Source organism: Aminobacter sp. MET-1, from assembly GCF_026521175.1.
Taxonomy (GTDB): Bacteria; Pseudomonadota; Alphaproteobacteria; order Rhizobiales; family Rhizobiaceae; genus Aminobacter.
The window spans coordinates 151,924-171,416 of the sequence record NZ_JAMSHL010000004.1; the positions used below are offsets into that span (position 1 = coordinate 151,924).

Sequence of the window (19,493 nt, forward strand, 5' to 3'; positions counted from 1 at the left end):
GACCTGATCGCAGCGGTTGCGCTGCCTGCGCTTTTCATCGACAAATGCGTGTCGCATGGTCAAGGGAGCTGGGCATGGCCGAGACTAAGAGCAAGCGTTTCGAAGCGACGCTGACGGCGTTGCGTGGGGTCTTGATCGCAGCCGCGGCATTGGTCGCGTTCTTCTATCCGACGCAGGCGGTGCAATTGCTGGTGCTGGTCGGCGGCGGCCTGCTTCTGGTCGACGGCGTGCTCGGACTGGTGACCATCGACCGTTCGGCCGCCCGGACGACCGGCCATTGGGTGGCGCTCATCCGCAATCTCCTGTCGATCCTCGCCGGCGTGATCGTGCTCGCCAGCGGCCTGCTCGTCAGCGTGTTCACGCTGTCGTTCCTGATCGGCATGGTCGGTCTTCTGGCGCTGCTTGTCGGGCTGTTCGAGATGGCTTCGAGCTTTCTCGATGGGGAACGTCAGACGCGGCTGTGGCCGACGCTGGTCGGTGGCGCCGTCTATGCCGTGTTCGGGCTGGCGCTGATGTTCGTGCCGCTGACGAGCGCTGCAACGCTGATGCGCATCGCCATGGTGCTGATGCTCGCCTATGCGCTTCTGCTGTTCTACCGCGCCTGGCGCACGCGGGCAGGCTCTGTTTGAGCCTGCCAGGGTATTGCGGGAGGACGAGCAGCCGGACCGGGCGATCGGGGCTAGCGCCTGATGGCGCGTCCGACTGCGATGAGGATGCATGCGCCGACGAAGCCGGCGGCCAGGTATCCGATCCAGCCTGTGAGCGCGATGCCCACGAGGCCGAGCAGGGCGTTGGCGACAACAGCACCCACGATGCCAAGAATAATGTTCATGAGGAGGCCGGTGTTGCTCTTCATGAACATCTCGGCGAGCCAGCCAGCCAGGCCGCCAATGATGATAGCTGCTATCCAGCCGACTTGTGCGTTATGCATGTAAGTAACTCCAGTAGCGGCGTTCATTCGCCACTAAAGAAATGCTGGCCTCGCGCGGTTGGTTCCATTTCGGTCACAACTTCCATTTGGGGCTGAAAGTGTTCAGCGCAGCCGATGCGCGCCGCCGAAACCGGTCAGGAAGGCGGTCAAATTGTCTCCCAGCGCGTCGCAGAGGTAGCCGCCCTCCTGAACGATGACGGTGGGCAGGCCAAGACGGGCAATGGCTTCGGCAATCCGCGCAAATCCTGGTGTCGATACCTCGAGCCCGCCGAACGGGTCGCCTTCGAAGGCATCCAGGCCCAGAGCCACCACCAGCGCTTCGGGCGCGAAGGCCTCGATGCGGGCGAGGCCATGGCCAAGGGCGTCGATGAACTCGGCGTCTCCCGACTTCCGCGCAAGCGGCAGGTTAAAGTTGTAGCCGAGGCCGGGACCTTGACCGCGCTCGTCGGCATGGCCCCAGAAGAACGGATAGAAGCTGATCGGATCGACATGTACCGAGACGGTCATGACGTCGGGCCGGGCATAGAAGATGCCTTGCGTGCCGTTGCCGTGGTGCAAGTCGACGTCGAGGATGGCGACGCGTGCCGCTGTGGCGCGGAGCCTCTGCGCGGCGATGGCCGAATTGTTGAAGAAGCAGAATCCGCCGGCGACGTCGGTATACGCGTGATGGCCCGGAGGACGGCACAGCGCATAAGCGGCCGGTTCGCCCGACAGAACCGCTTCTGCCGCGGCCGCGGCGCTCCAAGCACTCCAGCAGGCGCTGTCGAATGTCTTGGCCGAGATCGGGCAGGCGGTGTCGGCCATGTGAAAGCCGGCCTGGCCGACCGGGGAGGCGGGGTAGGTGCCGTTGCGGGCGAAGGGGTGGATGTTGGGGATCACCTCCGGAGAGGCTCCGTCCAGGTGCTGCCAGCGCTCGTATATGTGGGCCAGGAAGTGGATGTATTCGGGAGTGTGGACAGCGGCGATGGGTCCCAGGCCGTAATTGCCGGGCCTTGCCACTGCCGAGCCCGCGGCGCGTGCGCCCGACAGCAGGCGTTCGACGCGCTCGGGCTTTTCCGGATTGGGCTTCAGCGCGCCCGCCGACAGGAAATTCCTGGGGTCGTGGCGCTTCTGTTCCTCGGCGTAGAAGGTCTTCATACTCGCTCCCGATCAGTCCTTTGCTGGCTCGCCCAGGGCGACGAAAGCCGGCCCCTGGGCGATGTAAGATCGCTGGTCGTGCGAATGGACAAGGCCGAGGCCGAGATAGAAGCCATGGGCGCGGACATTGTCTTCATCCACCGCCAGTCGCATGTAGACGCCGCCGCGCTCGCGCGACAGCCGGGCGACATGGCGCAGCAGGCTTTCGCCGATGCCCAAGCTGCGGAAGCCCATGTCGACGAACAGATCCTGGACGAAGACGCCCGGGCGGCCGTACCAGGTCGAGAAGATCGGGAAGAACAGGCACATGCCGGCAAAGGCGCCGTCGGCTTCAGCGATAACGGCCTCGAAGGCCCTGGTGTCGCCGAAGCCGAAACGCCTGAGGTCGTCTTCGGTGCAGGACATCTGTCCGGTTTCGCCGAGATGTTCGGCAATGCCCTCTATGCCCGCCATCAGCAGGGGTGCATCGTCGACGGTGGCTGGTCGGATGAGAATGTTGGTCAAGCGTGCTCCAGTCGCCAGCAGCAGAGCCCATGGCCCGCACTGCGAAGATGTCGAGCGCCATTGATAGCATCGGCGCCTGACAGGGCGATGGAAATTGCTGGTCTGGCCGCAGGGATCGGGCCGCCATGGCCCGATGCGCCCCAAAAGGCAGGTTTGTTCAGGCTTCGACCAGCTTGAGACGCTTGTCGAATACGCCGAGAACACGAGCCAGCTCGTGACCGCGCTTGAGGATCAGGCCACCGGCGGCAATCACGCTGAAAGCACCCTGCTTGCGCGCCAGCTTGGGATCCTTGACGATCTGGTAGAGTGGCGTTTCGCTGGTTCGGCGAAAAACGGAGAAGACGGCGCGGTCGCTCATGTGGTCGATTGCGTAGTCACGCCACTCGTTGGCGGCGACCATGCGGCCGTAAAGCCTGAGAATCTGATCCAGTTCCCGTCTTTCGAAAGCCACCGGAAGGTCGAGCCGCTCCCGGCGGGCCTCATGAAGCGGGATCAATACTCCGGATGTCTCTGCATCCTCCGCTCCGGCACCGCGATCGGTCATCAATCGTTCCTTTTGCAGATTCTGACCTAAGGAGAAGGTCGCGCTTTCGGGCCAAAATTGCAACCCCCGGCTAAGAATCGCGGGCCGGAAAGGCCTTTCGACAAGGTTACCGCGACGGTAACGATTGCGAGACAAACTGTTGGAATTGGTGATGATGTGCCACATTCCTGCCGTTTTTTATCCGCGCTGACGCCCCAATGTCCGACGAATTTACACCCGTTGCCTGAGACGGTTCGGTCCGGCACTGGCTCGTAAACCCCAAGCCCCCCGCCCACGGGCCCGAGTCGGATCGAACCAACCTCGGTTCTCCTTTTGGATAGACCAGGTGCGACGATCCCAAGATTCACGGCCGATGCCAGTCCAGCTGGTGTCGGCCTTTTTACATCCGCTGCTGTAAGACGGTGGGACGGCGCACGATCGCCGCGCCGAGAATGGGCCCTGGCAGCCCGTCCTTGCCGACGGCCTGAAGCAGTACGGCACAGCCGCCCTTCTTTTCCACCTCGCTCTTGGGCAGCTCGAAGCGCTGGGCTTTGCCGTGCCACATGCCGGCGGTGTGGAAGTCGGTCACGGCGTTCCAGTAGGTGACGCGGCGGCCCTTGTTCTCGCCGCGCTGCAGGTCGACGGCCATCGGCGGTTGGAAATGCACCACGATCACATGTGCGGGCCCGCCCGCTCCGGCAGCCTCGCCGACATCGATGGTGAAGGTGTCGCTGTTCTGCGTGACCTTGAGGTCGACGCTCATGCCCTGGCCGGTCTGGTTCAGATTGTCGAGGGCCGCGGTCACGTCCTCGCGCTTGGCGCCGCTGACATGGGTGCGGCCGTTGATGACGGCTTGCGGCGTGTAGACCGAGCGCGACCCGAAGGCGCGCATGTAGCCATATTGCCGGTCGGTGTTGTCCTTGCTGCCCAACTGGTCCTGCCAGCCGAGATAGTCCCAATAGGTTACGTGATAGGCGAGCGCCACCATGTCATTCTTGGCGGCGAATTCGGCGAACAATTCGTCGGCCGGCGGGCAGGAATTGCACCCCTGGCTGGTGAAGAGTTCGATCACGCCGCGGGGGCGATCGTTGGGGTCGGCCTTGGCCATGCCGGCAAATCCGGCCACGGCCAGCGCCAGCGCTGCCAGCCGAAAATATCTGCGAGACTCCATGACCAATCCAAATCCTCGGCCGGCGGCACCGGCTTTTTCTTGTCGTTGGCGGAATATGTGGCAGATGCGCCATTCAACGGGAAGTCACGTTGAGGTGAAACTTTTTGCTTTTCGAATATTCCGTAACGTCATGTCTGCGGAACGAAATTTGTTATCGAAACGCTCGACGCGGGCGTAAAGTTGGGGTGGGGGGAACTTGCGATGCTGGAACAGCTCGGCCAACATATCGACCTCTATTGCGAGCGCCTGGGGCCGGGCCTGTGGGCCGAGCCATTGAACGCGCTGAGCAACCTTGCCTTCTTCGCCGCCGGGTTCTGGGGCGTCCGTGAGGCGCGCCGGCTCAAGGCCGGCCTGTTTGCAGAGGTGCTCGGCTGGTGGGTGGTGGCCGTCGGCGTCGGCTCGACGCTGTTCCACACCTTCGCCACCGAAGGTACCAAATGGGCCGACATCCTGCCCATTGCCGGTTTTACGCTCGCTTACACCCTGTTCAACCTGCGCCGCTTCGCCGGCATGAAATGGCCGGCGGCGCTCGCCATTTTTTTCGCCTTCTATCTGGTCGTCGGCACGGCGACCGCCATGGTGCCCGACTGGCTGCGTCAGGCCTCCAACGGCACGACAGGCTATTTGCCTCCATTCCTGGCACTGGTGTTCTTCGGTGGCGTGGTGATCGCCCGCGGCAGCCCGGCCGGCTGGTACAACATCGTTGCAGCCATCATCTTCCTGGGGGCGGTCACCTTCCGGGTCATGGACCCGCTGGTGTGCGACGTGTTGCCTGTTGGCACACACTTCATGTGGCATGTGCTGAACGGGCTGATGCTCGGCGTGCTGATGGCCGCGACCACGCGCTACGCGAAGCCACGTATGAGCCAAGCGCCGGCGATGCAGGTGATGCGGGCCTAGAGCGTTTCCGCTTTTCTTCGAATCGCGAAAACACTCTATCTTTTTTGTTTTGACGCAATTCCGGGCGGAAAACCGCTACGCACTTTTCCTGGAATTACTCCAGGCCGACTCAGGCGCTTGACGCAGCCGCTGCCTGCGGCGCGACCGCGTGACGCTCGGCCCATGCGTCGAGCCACTCGGCGCCCTGCATTTCGATCAGCCGCGACGAGGTGCGGTCGAACTCGAAGGCCTCATGGCCACGCTTGCCGACATAGAGCTTGTCGGGTGTCGCAGCGGCGCTGACCACCAGCCTGATGTGCTGGTCGTAGAGCGTGTCGACCAGAAGGATGAAGCGTTTGGCCTCGTTGCGGTTGGCTTCTGCCATCACCGGCACGTGGTCGACGAAGATCGTCTTGTAGTGCGCTGTTATCGCCAGGTAGTCGCGCGCCGCCAGCGGCTTTTCGCACAGATCGGAGAAGGCAAAGCGGGCGCAGCCGTCGACAGCTGCGGGGACCGCTACCTTGCGGCCCTTGACGGTGACTGTTGCAGGCTCGGCGGGCGCGCCATGGGTGACCTTGGTCCAGGCCTTGTCCATGTCGCGGTCGGCCGTCTCGCCGAGGGGGCTGAGATAAACAGGCACGCGGTCGAGTTTTTCGAGCCGGTAGTCGGTGTCGGCGTCTAGGTTCAGCACATTGGCGTTCTGCTCGATCAGGCCGATGAAGGGCAGGAAGAGCTGGCGGTTGAGGCCATCGCGGTAGAGATCGACAGGGGCGACGTTGGAGGTCGCGACCAGGACCACGCCGCGGGCAAACAGCGCCGCAAACAGGCGCGACAGGATCATCGCATCGGCAATGTCTGTGACCGAGAATTCGTCGAAGCACAGAACCCAGGCGTCTTCGGCGAGTTCGGCCGCGACAGGGGGGATCGGGTCGTCGTCGCGAGAGGTGCCGTTCTTCCGCGCCGCCCGCTGTTTCTGGATGCGGTCGTGCACGTCGGCCATGAAGTCGTTGAAATGGACGCGGCGTTTGTGCTTGACCGGCACGAGCTCGAAAAACATGTCCATCAGCATGGTCTTGCCGCGGCCGACGCCGCCATAGACATAGAGCCCCTTCACCGGGACATGCTGGGGCTTGCGCTTGGCAAAGAGCCAGCCGAGCGCGCTCGACTTGCGCGCCAGCCTTTTGTCGGAAATTTCGTCGATCAGCCGGTCGAGGGCGGCGACAATCGCGAGTTGGGCAGGGTCGCGGCGGACACTGCCCAGTTCGACGAGGTGATCGTAGCGCTGCCTGACGGTCACATGGGTCTGCAGGCCGTCACGCAGGTGCATGGTTCACTCTGACTGCTACGAAGGCCGCGTCAGCGGTTCAGCGAAATCGGCAGGCCGTTCGAGGTCTGCCCGTCGAAGCGACCGGCGCCCGACGAATAGAGCTTGGCCAGCGGCGAGCCGCCTTCATCGTAGAGCGTCAGCTGCTTGCCGGCGACGTTCCACGACTTCACACCGTCGATGGGGGCCGGGCAGCGCAACGGGCCAGCGCGGAAGCCCTGGCCGAACTTGGTCTGCGGTGTCGCCACCTTGCAGCTCTGGCCCGAAACCGAAGCGCTCCACACGCCAGCGACGCTGGATGCGGTGAGGTCGGGCGCGTTGGCGGCAGCGGCACCGCCGTCAGCCGGAAGGGCTGCGACCTGCGTCTGCTGCTGGGGAGCTGCCGGGAACTGCGAGGCGCCGGGGGCAACCGGCGGCGGCAACTGGCCGCTGGTCACGGTGCCTGCCGGTGCAGCCGGCAGCGGGGCCGGCTGGGAATCCATCGACGAAAGGCGCGTACTGGTGCAGCCGGCGGCCGTCATCAACGCCACCAGCGATGCGGCCAGCAGGCCGGTTTTCGAAAAAGCCATTGCAGTCCCTCCGTGGGGCAGTTCTGGGGGCGCCCCCGCGCAATCGATAGCTCGCCTCTAAAGCGGCGAAGTTGGCAGAATTTCAACCGGATATGGTTAAAATAGGGTTTGCGTCGGAACTTGTTGCAAAATTGTCGCAGCGATGTGTTCGGCCGGCAAGACTGGTAATTCGACGATGTTTCCGCCATATAGGCGCCGAACAGCCAAGAGAATTCTGCGCCATGGCCAATGAGGCCCCTTTCGCCAAGATGAACGGGCTCGGCAACGACATCATCGTCGCCGACATGCGTGGTCGTGCGGACCGTGTTACGCCTGCTGCGGCGATTGCGCTGGCGGCCGATCCGGCGACCAAGTTCGACCAGATCATGGCGATCCACGATCCGCGCACGCCGGGTACCGTAAACTACATCGAGATCATCAATTCCGACGGCACCCACGCCCAGGCCTGCGGCAACGGCACGCGCTGCGTCGTGCAGGCGCTGGCTGCCGAGACCGGGCAGAAGGTGTTCACCTTCGAGACGGTCGCCGGCATTCTCAACGCCGAGGAGCATGAGGACGGTTCGATCTCGGTCGACATGGGCATTCCGCGCTTCGGCTGGCAGGACATTCCGCTGGCCGAGGAATTCCGCGACACGCGCGCCATCGAGCTGCAGATCGGGCCGATCGACGAGCCCGTGCTGCATTCGCCCTCGGTCGCTTCGATGGGCAATCCGCACGCCATCTTCTGGGTCGACAAGGACGTCTGGTCCTATGACCTCGACCGGTTCGGCCCCCTGCTCGAAAATCACCCGATTTTCCCTGAGCGCGCCAACATCTCGATCGCCCAGGTGACCTCGCGCGAGACGCTGAACCTGCGCACATGGGAACGTGGCGCCGGCCTGACGCTGGCCTGCGGCTCGGCCACCTGCGCTGCTGCTGTGTCGGCCGCGCGCACCGGACGCACCGGCCGCACTGTGACGGTGACCGTGCCGAGCGGCGGTACGCTCAGGATCGACTGGCGCGCCGACGACCATGTGGTCATGACCGGCCCGGCCGAGTGGGAGTTCTCCGGCAGCTTCGACCCGGCCACCGGCGCCTGGCGCCGCGACCAGCAGGACGTCGCCTGATGGCGGTCGACGTCGTTACCTTCGGCTGCCGCCTCAACACCTATGAGTCAGAGGTGATGAAGCGCGAGGCCAAGGCCGCGGGGCTTGAAGAGCTCAAGGGCGGCGCTGTGATCTTCAACACCTGCGCGGTGACGAGCGAGGCTGTGCGCCAGGCCAAGCAGTCGATCCGCAAGGCGCGGCGCGAAAATCCGGACGCACGCATCATTGTCACCGGCTGCGCGGCGCAGACCGATCCGGCGGCCTTTGCCGACATGGCCGAGGTGGATCTCGTGCTCGGCAACGAAGAGAAGCTCAAGGCGCACAACTACCGGGCGCTGCCTGATTTCGGCGTCAACGACTTCGAGAAGGCGCGGGTCAACGACATTTTCTCCGTGCGCGAGACGGCGGGCCACATGGTCGATGCCATCGAGGGCCGGGCGCGTGCCTTCGTGCAGGTCCAGAACGGCTGCGACCACCGCTGCACCTTCTGCATCATCCCCTATGGGCGCGGCAATTCGCGTTCGGTGCCGATGGGGGCGGTGGTCGAGCAGATCAAGCGCCTTGCCGGCAATGGTTATGCCGAGGTTGTGCTGTCGGGCGTCGACATGACCAGCTACGGCGCCGACCTGCCGGGCGCTCCGCGTCTCGGCAAGCTGGTCAAGACGATCCTGCGCCAGGTGCCCGATGTGCAGCGCCTGCGCCTCTCGTCCATCGATTCGATCGAGGCCGACGAGGACCTGCTTGAGGCCGTCGCAACTGAGATGCGCCTGATGCCGCATCTGCACCTGTCGCTGCAGTCGGGCGACGACATGATCCTCAAGCGCATGAAGCGCCGCCATCTGCGCGATCAGTCGATCCAGTTCTGCGCCGATGTTCGCAGACTGCGCCCCGACATCGTCTTTGGCGCCGACATCATCGCCGGCTTCCCGACCGAAACCGACGAGATGTTCGAGAATTCGATCCGTATCGTCGAGGAGTGCGGGCTGACCCATCTCCACGTCTTCCCGTTCAGTCCGCGCGAGGGCACGCCCGCCGCGCGCATGCCGCAGGTCCGCCGCGACATCGTCAAGCAGCGCGCCGCACGCCTGCGCGCCGCCGGCGACGTTGCATATACGCGTCATCTCGAAAGCCTCAAGGGTTCGCGCCAGAAGGTGCTGGTCGAGCGCGAAGGGCTCGGGCGCACGGAAGGCTTCACCCTCGTTGGGCTCGACCGGGGCACGGCAGGCGAAATTCTGGAAGTCGACATCGCCGGGCATGACGGCGAGCGGCTGACCGCGGCACCGGCCGCCGCGCGCGCGGCCTGACGAAAGCGACCGCATGGCATTCGGGTTCATCAAGAAAGTTTTCTCCTTCGGCAAGAAGGACGCTGTGCAGCAGCCGGCCGAGGACGAGATCCTGCCGCCGCTGAATTTTGAGGCGCTCGATGCGCTGAAGCCGGCGGAGGACGCGCTTGCCGCTGCGGAAACGCCAATGGCCGAGACGCAGGCCGCTCCGGTCGAGGAACCGAAGCCGGAGCTGGTTCCAGTCGTCGCGCCTGAACCGGCGGAGCTGCCGACGCCGGTCGAGCCTGCGCCGCAGCCCGTTCTGCCTGACGAGCCGCAGCCTGAGCCGGACGTGCCCGCCATCGAGCCCGAGAAGCCGTCCGAACAGCCCGTGCCTGCGCCGATACCGGTCGAGCCGGAGCCCGCGCCGGTCGAAGTTCCGGTTCCGCCGGTTGAGCCGTCCGAACCTGACCTGCCCGAGGAAGTTCCGGCGCAACCAGAGCCCCAGGCGCCCGAGCCAACGATGCGTGCTCCCGAGCCGGGGCCGGTCGTTGAAGCGGCCGCGCCGAGCACCGCCGAGGCGTCCCCCTCTGGTCCTTCGGGCCATCTCCCACGCAAGGGGGAGCCGACCGCCACTCCGGTCGCCGACGAAGTGTCGAAACCCGCGGAAACTGTTGCGGCACGCCCTGTCGAGGCGCCCGAGCCGGTCGTTGTAGCGCCTGAGCCTGCTCGGACAGCGGTCGAGGATGAGCAGCCGATTGCCGCGTTGCGCGAAACTGTTGCAAAGCCTGCGCCTGCGGAGCCGGAGCTGGCAGCGCCTGTGTCGGAGCTAAAGCCTGCCGCCGGCAAGGTCACCGTCCAGAAGAAAGTCGAGCAGAAGGCCGAAATCGCCGAAGCGGTCGCCGCGCCTGCGCCGCGCCAAAGCTGGTTCCAGCGCCTGCGCCAGGGGCTGTCGCGCTCGTCCAAGGAATTGTCGGGCAACATCGCCGGCATCTTCACCAAGCGAAAGCTCGATGAAGACACGCTGCAGGACCTGGAGGACGTGCTGATCCGCGCCGATCTCGGCGTCGAGACGGCCCTTCGCGTCACCGATGCGCTGGCGTCGAGCCGCTATGGCAAGGATGTTTCGGACCACGAGGTCCGCTCGATCATGGCAGTCGAGGTCGAGAAGGTGCTGAAGCCGGTGGCGCTGCCGCTGGAGCTCGACCTGTCGCACAAGCCGCATGTCATCCTGGTCGTCGGCGTCAACGGCACCGGCAAGACCACCACCATCGGCAAGCTCGCCGCCAAACTCACCGACGGCGGGCTGTCGGTCATGCTCGCCGCCGGCGACACCTTCCGTGCCGCTGCCATCGAACAGCTGAAGATCTGGGGCGAGCGCACCAAGTCGCCCGTCATCGCCACCAAGCTCGGCGCGGACGCCGCCGGCCTTGCCTATGACGCCTTCGAAAAGGCCAAGGAGGCCGGATCGGACGTGCTGATCATCGACACGGCCGGGCGCCTGCAGAACAAGGCTGAGCTGATGGCCGAGCTCGAGAAGATCGTTCGCGTGCTGGGCAAGCTCGATCCCGATGCGCCACATACGGTGCTGCAGACGGTCGACGCCACCACCGGCCAGAACGCGCTCAACCAGGTCGAGATCTTCCGCAATGTCGCAGGTGTGAACGGCCTGGTGATGACCAAGCTCGACGGCACGGCGCGCGGCGGTATTTTGGTCGCAATCGCCGCCAAACATAAGCTGCCGGTCTATTTCATCGGCGTCGGCGAACAGGTCGACGATCTCGAACCTTTCTCGGCAAGCGATTTCGCCAAGGCGATCGCCGGCGTTGCCTGATCGGGCAAGCCCAGCGACGCGGTAGCAAGGAAGCCAATGAACGCCCCTATTCTCGAACGCGACCCCGCCGACCCGCAACGCAAGAAGCAGGAGGTCAGCCCGATGCTCAAGCTGGTGCTCGAGCTCGGGCCGCTGGTGGTGTTCTTCTTCGCCAATGCGCGCGGCGAGTGGCTGGCGTCGCATTTTCCGACGCTTGCCGAGCTGGGCGGTCCGATTTTCATCGCCACCGGCCTGTTCATGGCAGCGACCGCGATCGCGCTTGCGGCTTCATGGATGCTGACCCGCTCGCTGCCGATCATGCCGATGATCTCGGGCGTGGTGGTATTCGTGTTCGGGGCGCTTACGCTCTATCTGCAGGACGACATTTTCATCAAGATGAAGCCAACCATCGTGAACACGCTGTTCGGCACGATCCTGCTCGGCGGCCTGTTCTTCGGCAAGTCGCTGCTCGGCTACGTCTTCGATTCTGCCTTCAAGCTGGATGCCGAGGGCTGGCGCAAGCTGACTTTCCGCTGGGGGCTGTTTTTCCTCTTCCTCGCCGTGGTCAACGAGGTGGTGTGGCGGTCATTCTCGACCGACACCTGGGTGGCGTTCAAGGTTTGGGGCATCATGCCGATCACGGTGCTGTTCACCTTCAGCCAGATGCCGCTTATCATGCGCCACTCGATCGAGGAACCGGCGCGCAAATAGCGCGCGAGCCAAGCGATCGTTTAACACCTCATTAAGGTGGCATGCGCCCAGTGCATTGCTGCATTGCAGCATCTTATTTTGCGGCGCAGCAGTTCCTATGTCATGTTCGGATCGATCAGGGAGGTCGGTTCAAGCCGCATTGGGCGGCAGACGAAAGGAACGCAAGATGTTGTTCGACAACCTTCTGACCCGCGCGCGCCAGAGCGCCGCCAAGCGCAAGCAGTACAAGCGTCTCGTTGCCGAGATCGACAGCTTCTCGGGCCGCGATCTGGCCGACATGCGCGCCGACCGCAGTGAGATGCTGTATCAGGCCTACAAGCACGTCTACGGCTAAGGCCGAGGCAAGAATGTCCGGCCGGCGTCTGACCGGCCGTTGCGACAAGGCGCAAGGGCACCCTAGGGGATGCCGCAAGCGCCTTTTCTGTTTCAGGCGTGCCGTCCGGCTCAGTGCGCCGGCTTTGTTGCCGTCACGCGTGCATGGGCCCGCTTTAGCCAATAACCGAAGATCGCCGCGGTGATGAAGGCGATCAACCCGTAGATCGCTGCCGGAATCGCCATGGTCGCGTTGTTCAGCAAAAGCGGGCTCAGCGCGATGGCAATCGCTAGCGTGCCGTTGTGGATGCCGATCTCCATGCCGATTGCCGTTGCCTGGCGCTTTTCGATGCCGGCGGCGCGCGGGACGAAGTAGCCGACGCCGAGGCTGACCAGGTTGAAGGCAAGTGCCGCTGTGCCGACGATCGGCCCCCAGATGTTCAGCGTCTCCCACTCCTGGATCAGCGCCACGGCAACCACGGCAAACAGGAACAGCATCGAGAAGATCTTGACCGGCCGTGCCATGCGCTCGGCAAAGGCAGGCCAGCGGCTGCGCAGCCACATACCGATCAGCACCGGGCCGAGCACGATGACGAACACCTGCACCACCTTGGCAAACTGCAGCGGGATCGCCTGCTCGCCCGACATGAAGTGCGCCAGCGACCAGTTGACGATCAGCGGCAGGGTGAGGATCGACAGCGCCGAATTGATCGCCGTCAGCGTGATGTTGAGCGCCACGTCGCCATCGGCCAGGTGGCTGTAGAGATTGGCCGAGGTGCCGCCCGGGCTTGCCGCCAGCAACATCATGCCGACCGCCAGTGCCGGTTCGAGGCCGAAGGCATAGACGATGCCCAGGCAGGCGAGCGGCAGGATGACGGTCTGGCAGAGAAGCGCGACGATCACCGCCTTGGGTTTTTGCAGGACGTTGCGAAAATCATCTGATGTCAGCGACAGGCCGAGGCCGAGCATGATGACACCGAGTGCCAGCGGCAGAAAGATGACGAGCGCGGAACTGTCTTGCATTGACGTCTCCCCCGACAGCCGCTTGCCGCGCCATGGCGGCGCGCCTCTCCCCTACGGCTGTATGAGAACGTAGTGCAAATCCTGGCGATTCGCACGTGTCGCAAAAATGCGGATGCTTCCGGCTATTGCTGCGCCGCGAGCGCCTTTTCGATGGCCGGCATCAGGGTCGTGGTGACAGCCTCGGGCGACAGCGGGCCGACATGCTTGAAGGCGACCTTGCCGTCCTTGCCGACGAGGAAGGTTTCCGGCACGCCATAGACGCCCCAGTCGATTGCCGTGCGGCCATTGGGATCGACGCCGATCGCCTTGTAGGGGCTGCCGAGATCGCCGAGGAAACGGCGGGCATTCTCCGGCTTGTCCTTGTAGTTCAGGCCGGCGATGGAAAAGCGCTGGTCCTTGGACAGTTCAAGCAGAACAGGGTGCTCCTCCCGGCAGGGCGCGCACCACGACGCCCAGACATTGACCAGCGTTACCTTGCCGGTGAAGTCGGCGGAGTTCAGCCCGGGCACCTGCATGCCCTCGAGCGGAGGCAGTTCGGTCTTCGGCGCCATCTGACCGATCAACGCCGACGGCACGACCGAGAGGTCGCGGCCGGAGAGCAGCTGCATCAGGAAGACGCCTGCCAGCAGCAGAAAGATCAGCAGCGGCAGCAGCACGAAGATCCTGCGTGGCCGTGCCGGTTTCTGGCTTTCGATGCTCATGCCTTGGCCCCGCTCTTGTCGGACCGGCGGCGGTGGCCGGCGGCCTCCAGCTCGGCCATCTCGCGCTTGCGGGCACGCTGGTCGGCGAGTATCCACAGGACCAGGCCGGCAATCGCCACTGATGAAACCGCATAGGCGGCGGTGACATAGAGGGCGTGGACGCTCATCGGGCTGTCATCCCAGGGCAAATCTTGATCATGTCGATGTTTCCGACCATGCGCCTCGTTTAGCCGGGGCAGGGCGTGGGTGCAATCGGACGCCGCGCCGCAGCAAGCCAATTGAAGCGAACGTGATCAGTCGGTGCCCGAGCGCAGCGCCACCGCCGCCGCGAATGGCCCGATGACGGCAAGGAACATGGTCAGCGCACAGAGGATGAGGAACGGCGGCGTAAACGGGTCGGGATCGTTGACCGCGCCATAGGCTGCCGTAACGCCGAAGATCAGCACCGGGATGACCAGCGGCAGGATCAGCACCGAGATCAGCAGCCCCCCGCGCGGCAAGACGACGGTGACGGCGGCCCCTGTCGCGCCGATGAAGACGATGGCCGGCGTGCCGACAAGCAGGGTAAGTGCGGCAGCACCGATGCCCACCGGCTCCATGTTCATGAACAGGCCGAGCAGGGGCGCGGCGATGACCAGCGGCAATACGCTCGCCGTCCAGTGCGCCAGGCATTTGACGAACACGGTGAGTGCCAGCATGTGGCGGTCGGCATTGAGCACCAGCAGATCAAGCGAGCCATCCTCGCGGTCGGCCTGGAACAGGCGGTCGAGGCCGAGCAGGCTGGCAAGCAGGGCGCCGATCCAAAGGATCGCCGGGCCAATGCGAGCGAGCAGGTTGAGGTCGGGGCCGACGCCGAAGGGGATGGTGACGACGACGGCGAGAAAGAACAGCACACCCGTCAGCGCCCCACCGCCGGCGCGGACGCCCATTCGGAGATCGCGGAGGTAGAGGGCTAGCATGGGGGAGCTCCGGCGATCTGCGCGGAGAGAGGAGTGCGAAGAAGCGCTAAGCCCTCAGACATGCACCCGCCCCATCTCCAGGGTCTTCACGCCCTCCAGCCCGAGCGGCAAATGCGTCGCGGCGACGACGATCCCGCCAGCCGCGCAATGATCCCGCATCAACCCTGCGAAACGCGCGTCCGAGGCCTTGTCCAACCCTGCCGTGGGCTCGTCGAGCAGCCAGACCGGGCGGTGGCTGATGAGCAGCTTGGCGATTGCGGCGCGGCGCTTCTGGCCGGTGGAGAGATAGCCGAAGGGCAGGTGGCCGAGGTCGTCGAGGCCGACATGCTCCAGCGCCTGGCCAATGCCGAGCTGTCCGTTGCCGGCAAAGCTTTGCCAGAACTCCAGGTTCTCGTTCACGGTCAGCGCCGCCTTCATTGCGTTCTGGTGGCCGAGATAATGGCAGGCCGCGGCAACCGTGGAAAAATCCTCGCCGCCGCCCTCCACGGTGATTCGCCCCGAAGCATGCGGCAGGAGCCCGGCGATCACGCGCAGCAAGGTCGACTTGCCCGAACCGTTGGGGCCGGTGACGACAAGCGCCTCGCCATCGGCGAGCGCAAAGCCGATATCGGCAAAAACCGCCTCGCCGCCGCGTTCACCGCTGAGATTTTCGGCGATAAGCCGCATACTTCCCCCGTCGCCGAGACTATTTCGCTGTCGCTTCGCGTCGCAGCAAAATAGGCGAATCTCCGTCTAGAACTATTCTAGGAAATTCTCTATATGCCACTCGACCATGCCAGCGGTCGGCATGGAAACAGAATTTGCGCCGAACCAGCGCACGCGCCGCCTTGAACGGCTCGGGTTGCTTGGGACCGGACAGCGGAAATGGCCGTACCCGCACCTTTGCGCGTGATTGCATGCCCATCGGAGTCCGTTCCCTTTCAGGCTGAACAGACAAGGATGGATGCTCGTGTCCAAATCTCTAGATAGTTTCAATTGCCGTCGCACGCTGACCGCAGGCGGCGCGGATTACGTTTATTACAGCCTCATCGAGGCTGAGAAGAACGGCCTTACCGGCGTTTCGCAGCTGCCCTATTCGATGAAGGTGCTGCTCGAGAACCTGCTGCGCAACGAAGACGGTCGCACCGTCACCAAGGAAGCCATCCAGGCCGTTGCCGGCTGGCTGGTCGACAAGGGCACCGCCGGCGTCGAGATCGCCTACCGCCCGGCCCGCGTGCTGATGCAGGACTTCACCGGCGTTCCGGCCGTGGTCGACCTCGCCGCCATGCGTGACGGCATCAAGACCCTCGGTGGCGACCCCGAGAAGATCAATCCGCTGGTTCCTGTCGACCTCGTCATCGACCACTCGGTCATCGTCGACGAATTCGGCACCCCGCTGGCCTTTGCCCGCAACGTCGAGCTCGAATACGAGCGCAATGAAGAGCGCTACAAGTTCCTGAAGTGGGGCCAGCAGGCGTTCCGCAACTTCCGCGTCGTGCCGCCCGGCACCGGCATCTGCCACCAGGTCAACCTCGAATACCTCGCCCAGACCGTCTGGACGAACACCGAGGATGGCGAAACGACCGCCTATCCCGACACCTGCGTCGGCACCGACTCGCACACCACCATGATCAACGGCCTGGGCGTGCTGGGCTGGGGCGTGGGCGGCATCGAGGCCGAGGCCGCGATGCTCGGCCAGCCCGTCTCCATGCTGCTGCCCGAGGTCATCGGCTTCCGCCTGACCGGCAAGCTCAAGGAAGGCGTCACCGCCACCGATCTGGTGCTGACCGTCACCCAGATGCTGCGCAAGAAGGGCGTCGTCGGCAAGTTCGTCGAGTTCTTCGGCCCCGGCCTCAGCAACATGACGCTGGCCGACCGCGCCACCATCGGCAACATGGCGCCTGAGTATGGAGCGACCTGCGGCTTCTTCCCGGTTGATGCCGAGACCATCCGCTACCTCAACATGTCGGGCCGCGCCGAAAACCGCATCGCACTCGTCGAGGAATATTCCAAGGCGCAGGGCATGTGGCGCGACGCCTCTTCGGCCGATCCTGTCTTCACCGACCTGCTCGAACTCGACATGGCGTCAGTCGTTCCCTCGATGGCCGGCCCGAAGCGTCCCGAAGGCCGCATCCCGCTCGACGGCATTGCCTCGGGTTTCGCGAGCGCACTGGAAGCCGAGTACAAGAAGACCGTCGACACTGCCAAGCGCTACGCCGTCGAGGGCGAAAACTTCGACCTCGGCCATGGCGACGTGGTGATCGCGGCGATCACGTCCTGCACCAACACCTCGAACCCGAGCGTGCTCATCGGTGCAGGCCTGCTCGCCCGCAACGCCAACCGCGTCGGCCTGAAGCAGAAGCCGTGGGTCAAGACCTCGCTGGCGCCCGGCTCGCAGGTCGTTGCCGAGTATCTCGAGAAGGCCGGCCTTCAGAAGGAGCTCGACCAGATCGGCTTCAACCTCGTCGGTTTCGGCTGCACGACCTGCATCGGCAACTCCGGCCCGCTGCCGGCGCCGATCTCCAAGACCATCAACGACAAGGGCCTGATCGGTGCGGCCGTGCTCTCGGGCAACCGCAACTTCGAAGGCCGCGTGTCGCCCGACGTGCAGGCCAACTACCTGGCCTCGCCGCCGCTGGTGGTCGCCTATGCGCTTGCCGGTTCGGTGACCAAGGACCTTACGACCGAGCCGCTGGGCGAGGATCGCGACGGCAACCCGGTCTTCCTGAGGGACATCTGGCCGACCAGCGCCGAGATCGACCAGTTCATCGCCGAAAACGTCACCCGCGAGCTGTTCGCCCGCAAATATGCAGACGTCTTCAAGGGCGACGAGAACTGGCAGAACGTCAAGGCGCCTGAAGGCCAGACCTACGCATGGGACGACAAGTCGACCTATGTGCAGAACCCGCCTTACTTCGTCGGCATGGGTTCGAAGCCGGGCCAGATCGGCAAGATCGAGGGCGCGCGCGTGCTCGGCCTGTTCGGCGACAAGATCACCACCGATCACATCTCGCCGGCCGGTTCGATCAAGGCGGCGTCGCCTGCCGGCAAGTACCTGACCGACAACGGCGTCGGTGTTGCCGACTTCAACCAGTACGGCACGCGTCGTGGCAACCACGAGGTGATGATGCGCGGCACGTTCGCCAACATCCGCATCCGCAACCACATGCTGGGCGAGAACGGTCGCGAGGGTGGCTACACCTTCCACTATCCGTCGAAGGAAGAAATGCCGATCTACGATGCTGCCATGCAGTACCGCAGCGAAGGCGTGCCGCTGGTGATCTTCGCCGGCGTCGAGTACGGCAACGGCTCGTCGCGCGACTGGGCTGCCAAGGGCACCAACCTGTTGGGCGTGCGCGCGGTCATCGCTCAGTCCTTCGAGCGCATCCATCGCTCGAACCTTGTCGGCATGGGCGTGATCCCCTTCACCTTCGAAGAGGGCACGACCTGGAAGACGCTCGGCCTGAAGGGCGACGAGCAGGTGACGATCGACGGCCTCGAGACGATCAAGCCACGCCAGAAGATGGTCGCCAAGATCACCTTCGCCGATGGTTCGACGAAGGATGTGCCGATCCTCTGCCGCATCGATACGCTCGATGAGCTCGACTACTTCAAGAACGGCGGCATCCTGCAGTACGTTCTGCGCGACCTCGCCGCGTAAGCGGCACTCGCGATTCATGTGAAACAGCCGCCGGAGCTTGCGCCCCGGCGGCTTTTTTTGTCCAGGGCAAGCTGACCGCCGTTGCCGGTGCGCGCTTGCCTTGCGGCCCGTGCCTTCCTACAGACGATGAAGCGCAACTACGGGCAGGCGGGCAAGATGTCGCTGATTTCTGTCGCCATTCTCTTTCTTGCCGGCTTGCTGTCCGGCATCGTCAACGCCATCGCCGGTGGCGGCACCTTCCTCACCTTCGGTGCCATGACCATGCTTGGCATCCCGCCGATTTCCGCCAATGCCACCTCGTCGATTGCCCAGTTCCCCGGCTACATCACCTCGACCTGGGCCTATATCGACGACATCAGGCTGATGTGGCGCGGCGCCATCGCTTTCGCCGTCATCTCGGCAGTGGGCGCGCTGGCTGGCGCGCTGATCCTGCTCTCGCTCGACAATGTCGCCTTCGGAGCGTTGGTGCCATGGCTGTTGCTTGCGGCAACCGCCCTCTTCGCCGCCGGGCCCTGGCTGCGCCCGTCGAAGCTCGCCGAGCGTCCCGAAGGCGCGCCGGCATCGCTTGCCGGGCGCATTGTCCAGTTCTTCACCTCGATCTATGGCGGCTTCTTTGGCGCTGGTATGGGCGTGATGATGCTGGCAACCCTGGGCCTCACCGAGGGCGGCGACTACCACCGGCTCAACGCGCTGAAGAACATGCTGTCCATCGTCATCGCTGCGGTCGCCATCGTCATCTTCGCCTCGGGCGGGGTTGTGGCCTGGACGGCAGCGGCGGCCATGGTGCCCGGCGTGGCGCTAGGTGGCTATGCCGGCGTCTGGGTCGCGCGCCGCGTGCCACAGGTTTTCGTCCGCGCTTTCGTTGTCGCGGTCGGGCTGTTCCTGGCTTTTCATTATTTCATGAAGGGCTGAAGCGCCGCCGCTTCTTCCTTCTCCCAGTTCACGGAAG

21 protein-coding genes are annotated in these 19,493 nt (G+C 64.4%); 9 read left to right on the forward strand and 12 right to left on the reverse strand.

From position 1 onward, the window contains the following. Positions 1–74 precede the first annotated feature (74 nt). Entirely contained in the window at positions 75–629 is a 555-nt protein-coding gene (locus NDO48_RS07545; RefSeq protein ID WP_018430364.1) for a DUF308 domain-containing protein, read from the forward strand. A gap of 50 nt (positions 630–679) precedes the next feature. On the opposite strand, the gene NDO48_RS07550 is transcribed toward NDO48_RS07545, so the two are convergent. The 5 genes from NDO48_RS07550 to NDO48_RS07570 form a co-directional block, all read right to left on the reverse strand. After that, positions 680–931: a GlsB/YeaQ/YmgE family stress response membrane protein gene (locus NDO48_RS07550; RefSeq protein ID WP_018430363.1), complete on the reverse strand. Its 252-nt coding sequence runs from the start codon at positions 929–931 to the stop codon at positions 680–682. A 102-nt stretch (positions 932–1,033) separates the two neighbouring features. After that, positions 1,034–2,068: a histone deacetylase family protein gene (locus NDO48_RS07555; RefSeq protein ID WP_018430362.1), complete on the reverse strand. Its 1,035-nt coding sequence runs from the start codon at positions 2,066–2,068 to the stop codon at positions 1,034–1,036. Between the two features lie 12 nt (positions 2,069–2,080). Beyond that, positions 2,081–2,572, reverse strand: a complete 492-nt coding sequence (locus NDO48_RS07560) for a GNAT family N-acetyltransferase (protein ID WP_018430361.1) — start codon at positions 2,570–2,572, stop codon at positions 2,081–2,083. 157 nt (positions 2,573–2,729) lie between these two features. Next, entirely contained in the window at positions 2,730–3,116 is a 387-nt protein-coding gene (locus tag NDO48_RS07565; protein WP_026227671.1) for a DUF2794 domain-containing protein, read from the reverse strand. Between the two features lie 379 nt (positions 3,117–3,495). After that, positions 3,496–4,266, reverse strand: coding sequence for a DUF1223 domain-containing protein (locus tag NDO48_RS07570; protein ID WP_018430359.1), 771 nt, complete (start codon positions 4,264–4,266; stop codon positions 3,496–3,498). 201 nt (positions 4,267–4,467) lie between these two features. Between NDO48_RS07570 and NDO48_RS07575 the strand changes: the two genes are divergently transcribed. Continuing rightward, positions 4,468–5,166 carry a ceramidase domain-containing protein gene (locus NDO48_RS07575; protein WP_018430358.1) on the forward strand — a complete coding sequence of 233 codons (699 nt, stop codon included), beginning with the start codon at positions 4,468–4,470 and terminating at the stop codon, positions 5,164–5,166. 109 nt (positions 5,167–5,275) lie between these two features. Here the strand turns inward: NDO48_RS07575 and zapE are convergent, their stop codons facing one another. Together zapE and NDO48_RS07585 are read right to left on the reverse strand one after the other, a co-directional pair. Then, the gene (gene zapE, locus NDO48_RS07580; protein ID WP_018430357.1) at positions 5,276–6,472 is read right to left on the reverse strand and encodes a cell division protein ZapE; all 1,197 of its coding nucleotides are present in this window, start codon (positions 6,470–6,472) and stop codon (positions 5,276–5,278) included. A 29-nt stretch (positions 6,473–6,501) separates the two neighbouring features. Further along, positions 6,502–7,038 carry an AprI/Inh family metalloprotease inhibitor gene (locus NDO48_RS07585; RefSeq protein WP_018430356.1) on the reverse strand — a complete coding sequence of 179 codons (537 nt, stop codon included), beginning with the start codon at positions 7,036–7,038 and terminating at the stop codon, positions 6,502–6,504. A 221-nt stretch (positions 7,039–7,259) separates the two neighbouring features. On the opposite strand from NDO48_RS07585, the gene dapF reads away from it, so the two are divergent. From dapF to NDO48_RS07610, 5 genes are all read left to right on the forward strand, one after another. Then, positions 7,260–8,144, forward strand: coding sequence for a diaminopimelate epimerase (dapF, locus tag NDO48_RS07590; protein ID WP_018430355.1), 885 nt, complete (start codon positions 7,260–7,262; stop codon positions 8,142–8,144). Continuing rightward, positions 8,144–9,427: a tRNA (N(6)-L-threonylcarbamoyladenosine(37)-C(2))-methylthiotransferase MtaB gene (gene mtaB, locus NDO48_RS07595; protein WP_018430354.1), complete on the forward strand. Its 1,284-nt coding sequence runs from the start codon at positions 8,144–8,146 to the stop codon at positions 9,425–9,427. Before dapF ends, mtaB begins: the two co-directional genes overlap by 1 nt. A gap of 13 nt (positions 9,428–9,440) precedes the next feature. Next, entirely contained in the window at positions 9,441–11,219 is a 1,779-nt protein-coding gene (ftsY, locus tag NDO48_RS07600) for a signal recognition particle-docking protein FtsY (protein ID WP_018430353.1), read from the forward strand. Positions 11,220–11,255: 36 nt separating this feature from the next. After that, positions 11,256–11,909, forward strand: a complete 654-nt coding sequence (locus tag NDO48_RS07605; protein WP_018430352.1) for a septation protein A — start codon at positions 11,256–11,258, stop codon at positions 11,907–11,909. A gap of 166 nt (positions 11,910–12,075) precedes the next feature. Next, positions 12,076–12,243, forward strand: a complete 168-nt coding sequence (locus NDO48_RS07610; RefSeq protein WP_018430351.1) for a hypothetical protein — start codon at positions 12,076–12,078, stop codon at positions 12,241–12,243. A gap of 110 nt (positions 12,244–12,353) precedes the next feature. Here NDO48_RS07610 and NDO48_RS07615 read toward each other — a convergent pair whose 3' ends face one another. The 5 genes from NDO48_RS07615 to ccmA form a co-directional block, all read right to left on the reverse strand. Beyond that, a complete protein-coding gene (locus NDO48_RS07615; protein ID WP_018430350.1) occupies positions 12,354–13,244 on the reverse strand; it encodes a bile acid:sodium symporter family protein in 891 nt (296 codons plus the stop codon). A 122-nt stretch (positions 13,245–13,366) separates the two neighbouring features. Then, entirely contained in the window at positions 13,367–13,945 is a 579-nt protein-coding gene (locus NDO48_RS07620; protein WP_267321245.1) for a DsbE family thiol:disulfide interchange protein, read from the reverse strand. Beyond that, positions 13,942–14,112, reverse strand: a complete 171-nt coding sequence (gene ccmD, locus NDO48_RS07625) for a heme exporter protein CcmD (protein WP_018430348.1) — start codon at positions 14,110–14,112, stop codon at positions 13,942–13,944. Before ccmD ends, NDO48_RS07620 begins: the two co-directional genes overlap by 4 nt. A gap of 126 nt (positions 14,113–14,238) precedes the next feature. Beyond that, positions 14,239–14,904 (reverse strand): heme exporter protein CcmB, encoded by a 666-nt coding sequence (ccmB, locus tag NDO48_RS07630; protein ID WP_026227669.1) that lies wholly within the window; start codon positions 14,902–14,904, stop codon positions 14,239–14,241. Positions 14,905–14,958: 54 nt separating this feature from the next. Then, on the reverse strand, positions 14,959–15,570 hold the full coding sequence (gene ccmA / locus NDO48_RS07635; protein WP_018430346.1) for a heme ABC exporter ATP-binding protein CcmA: 612 nt from the start codon (positions 15,568–15,570) through the stop codon (positions 14,959–14,961). A 277-nt stretch (positions 15,571–15,847) separates the two neighbouring features. On the opposite strand from ccmA, the gene acnA reads away from it, so the two are divergent. Together acnA and NDO48_RS07645 are read left to right on the forward strand one after the other, a co-directional pair. After that, positions 15,848–18,544: an aconitate hydratase AcnA gene (gene acnA / locus NDO48_RS07640; protein WP_018430345.1), complete on the forward strand. Its 2,697-nt coding sequence runs from the start codon at positions 15,848–15,850 to the stop codon at positions 18,542–18,544. Positions 18,545–18,700: 156 nt separating this feature from the next. After that, the gene (locus NDO48_RS07645) at positions 18,701–19,456 is read left to right on the forward strand and encodes a sulfite exporter TauE/SafE family protein (protein ID WP_267321246.1); all 756 of its coding nucleotides are present in this window, start codon (positions 18,701–18,703) and stop codon (positions 19,454–19,456) included. Positions 19,457–19,493: the final 37 nt, after the last annotated feature.

Bases quoted from the DNA above. Each gene is read 5' to 3' on its own strand.
- NDO48_RS07545 (WP_018430364.1), top strand. From the start codon at position 75: ATGGCCGAGACTAAGAGCAAGCGTTTCGAAGCGACGCTGACGGCGTTG.
- NDO48_RS07550 (WP_018430363.1), bottom strand. From the start codon at position 931: ATGCATAACGCACAAGTCGGCTGGATAGCAGCTATCATCATTGGCGGC.
- NDO48_RS07555 (WP_018430362.1), bottom strand. From the start codon at position 2,068: ATGAAGACCTTCTACGCCGAGGAACAGAAGCGCCACGACCCCAGGAAT.
- NDO48_RS07565 (WP_026227671.1), bottom strand. From the start codon at position 3,116: ATGACCGATCGCGGTGCCGGAGCGGAGGATGCAGAGACATCCGGAGTA.
- NDO48_RS07570 (WP_018430359.1), bottom strand. From the start codon at position 4,266: ATGGAGTCTCGCAGATATTTTCGGCTGGCAGCGCTGGCGCTGGCCGTG.
- NDO48_RS07575 (WP_018430358.1), top strand. From the start codon at position 4,468: ATGCTGGAACAGCTCGGCCAACATATCGACCTCTATTGCGAGCGCCTG.
- zapE (WP_018430357.1), bottom strand. From the start codon at position 6,472: ATGCACCTGCGTGACGGCCTGCAGACCCATGTGACCGTCAGGCAGCGC.
- NDO48_RS07585 (WP_018430356.1), bottom strand. From the start codon at position 7,038: ATGGCTTTTTCGAAAACCGGCCTGCTGGCCGCATCGCTGGTGGCGTTG.
- dapF (WP_018430355.1), top strand. From the start codon at position 7,260: ATGGCCAATGAGGCCCCTTTCGCCAAGATGAACGGGCTCGGCAACGAC.
- mtaB (WP_018430354.1), top strand. From the start codon at position 8,144: ATGGCGGTCGACGTCGTTACCTTCGGCTGCCGCCTCAACACCTATGAG.
- ftsY (WP_018430353.1), top strand. From the start codon at position 9,441: ATGGCATTCGGGTTCATCAAGAAAGTTTTCTCCTTCGGCAAGAAGGAC.
- NDO48_RS07605 (WP_018430352.1), top strand. From the start codon at position 11,256: ATGAACGCCCCTATTCTCGAACGCGACCCCGCCGACCCGCAACGCAAG.
- NDO48_RS07610 (WP_018430351.1), top strand. From the start codon at position 12,076: ATGTTGTTCGACAACCTTCTGACCCGCGCGCGCCAGAGCGCCGCCAAG.
- NDO48_RS07615 (WP_018430350.1), bottom strand. From the start codon at position 13,244: ATGCAAGACAGTTCCGCGCTCGTCATCTTTCTGCCGCTGGCACTCGGT.
- NDO48_RS07620 (WP_267321245.1), bottom strand. From the start codon at position 13,945: ATGAGCATCGAAAGCCAGAAACCGGCACGGCCACGCAGGATCTTCGTG.
- ccmD (WP_018430348.1), bottom strand. From the start codon at position 14,112: ATGAGCGTCCACGCCCTCTATGTCACCGCCGCCTATGCGGTTTCATCA.
- ccmB (WP_026227669.1), bottom strand. From the start codon at position 14,904: ATGCTAGCCCTCTACCTCCGCGATCTCCGAATGGGCGTCCGCGCCGGC.
- ccmA (WP_018430346.1), bottom strand. From the start codon at position 15,570: ATGCGGCTTATCGCCGAAAATCTCAGCGGTGAACGCGGCGGCGAGGCG.
- acnA (WP_018430345.1), top strand. From the start codon at position 15,848: ATGCTCGTGTCCAAATCTCTAGATAGTTTCAATTGCCGTCGCACGCTG.
- NDO48_RS07645 (WP_267321246.1), top strand. From the start codon at position 18,701: ATGTCGCTGATTTCTGTCGCCATTCTCTTTCTTGCCGGCTTGCTGTCC.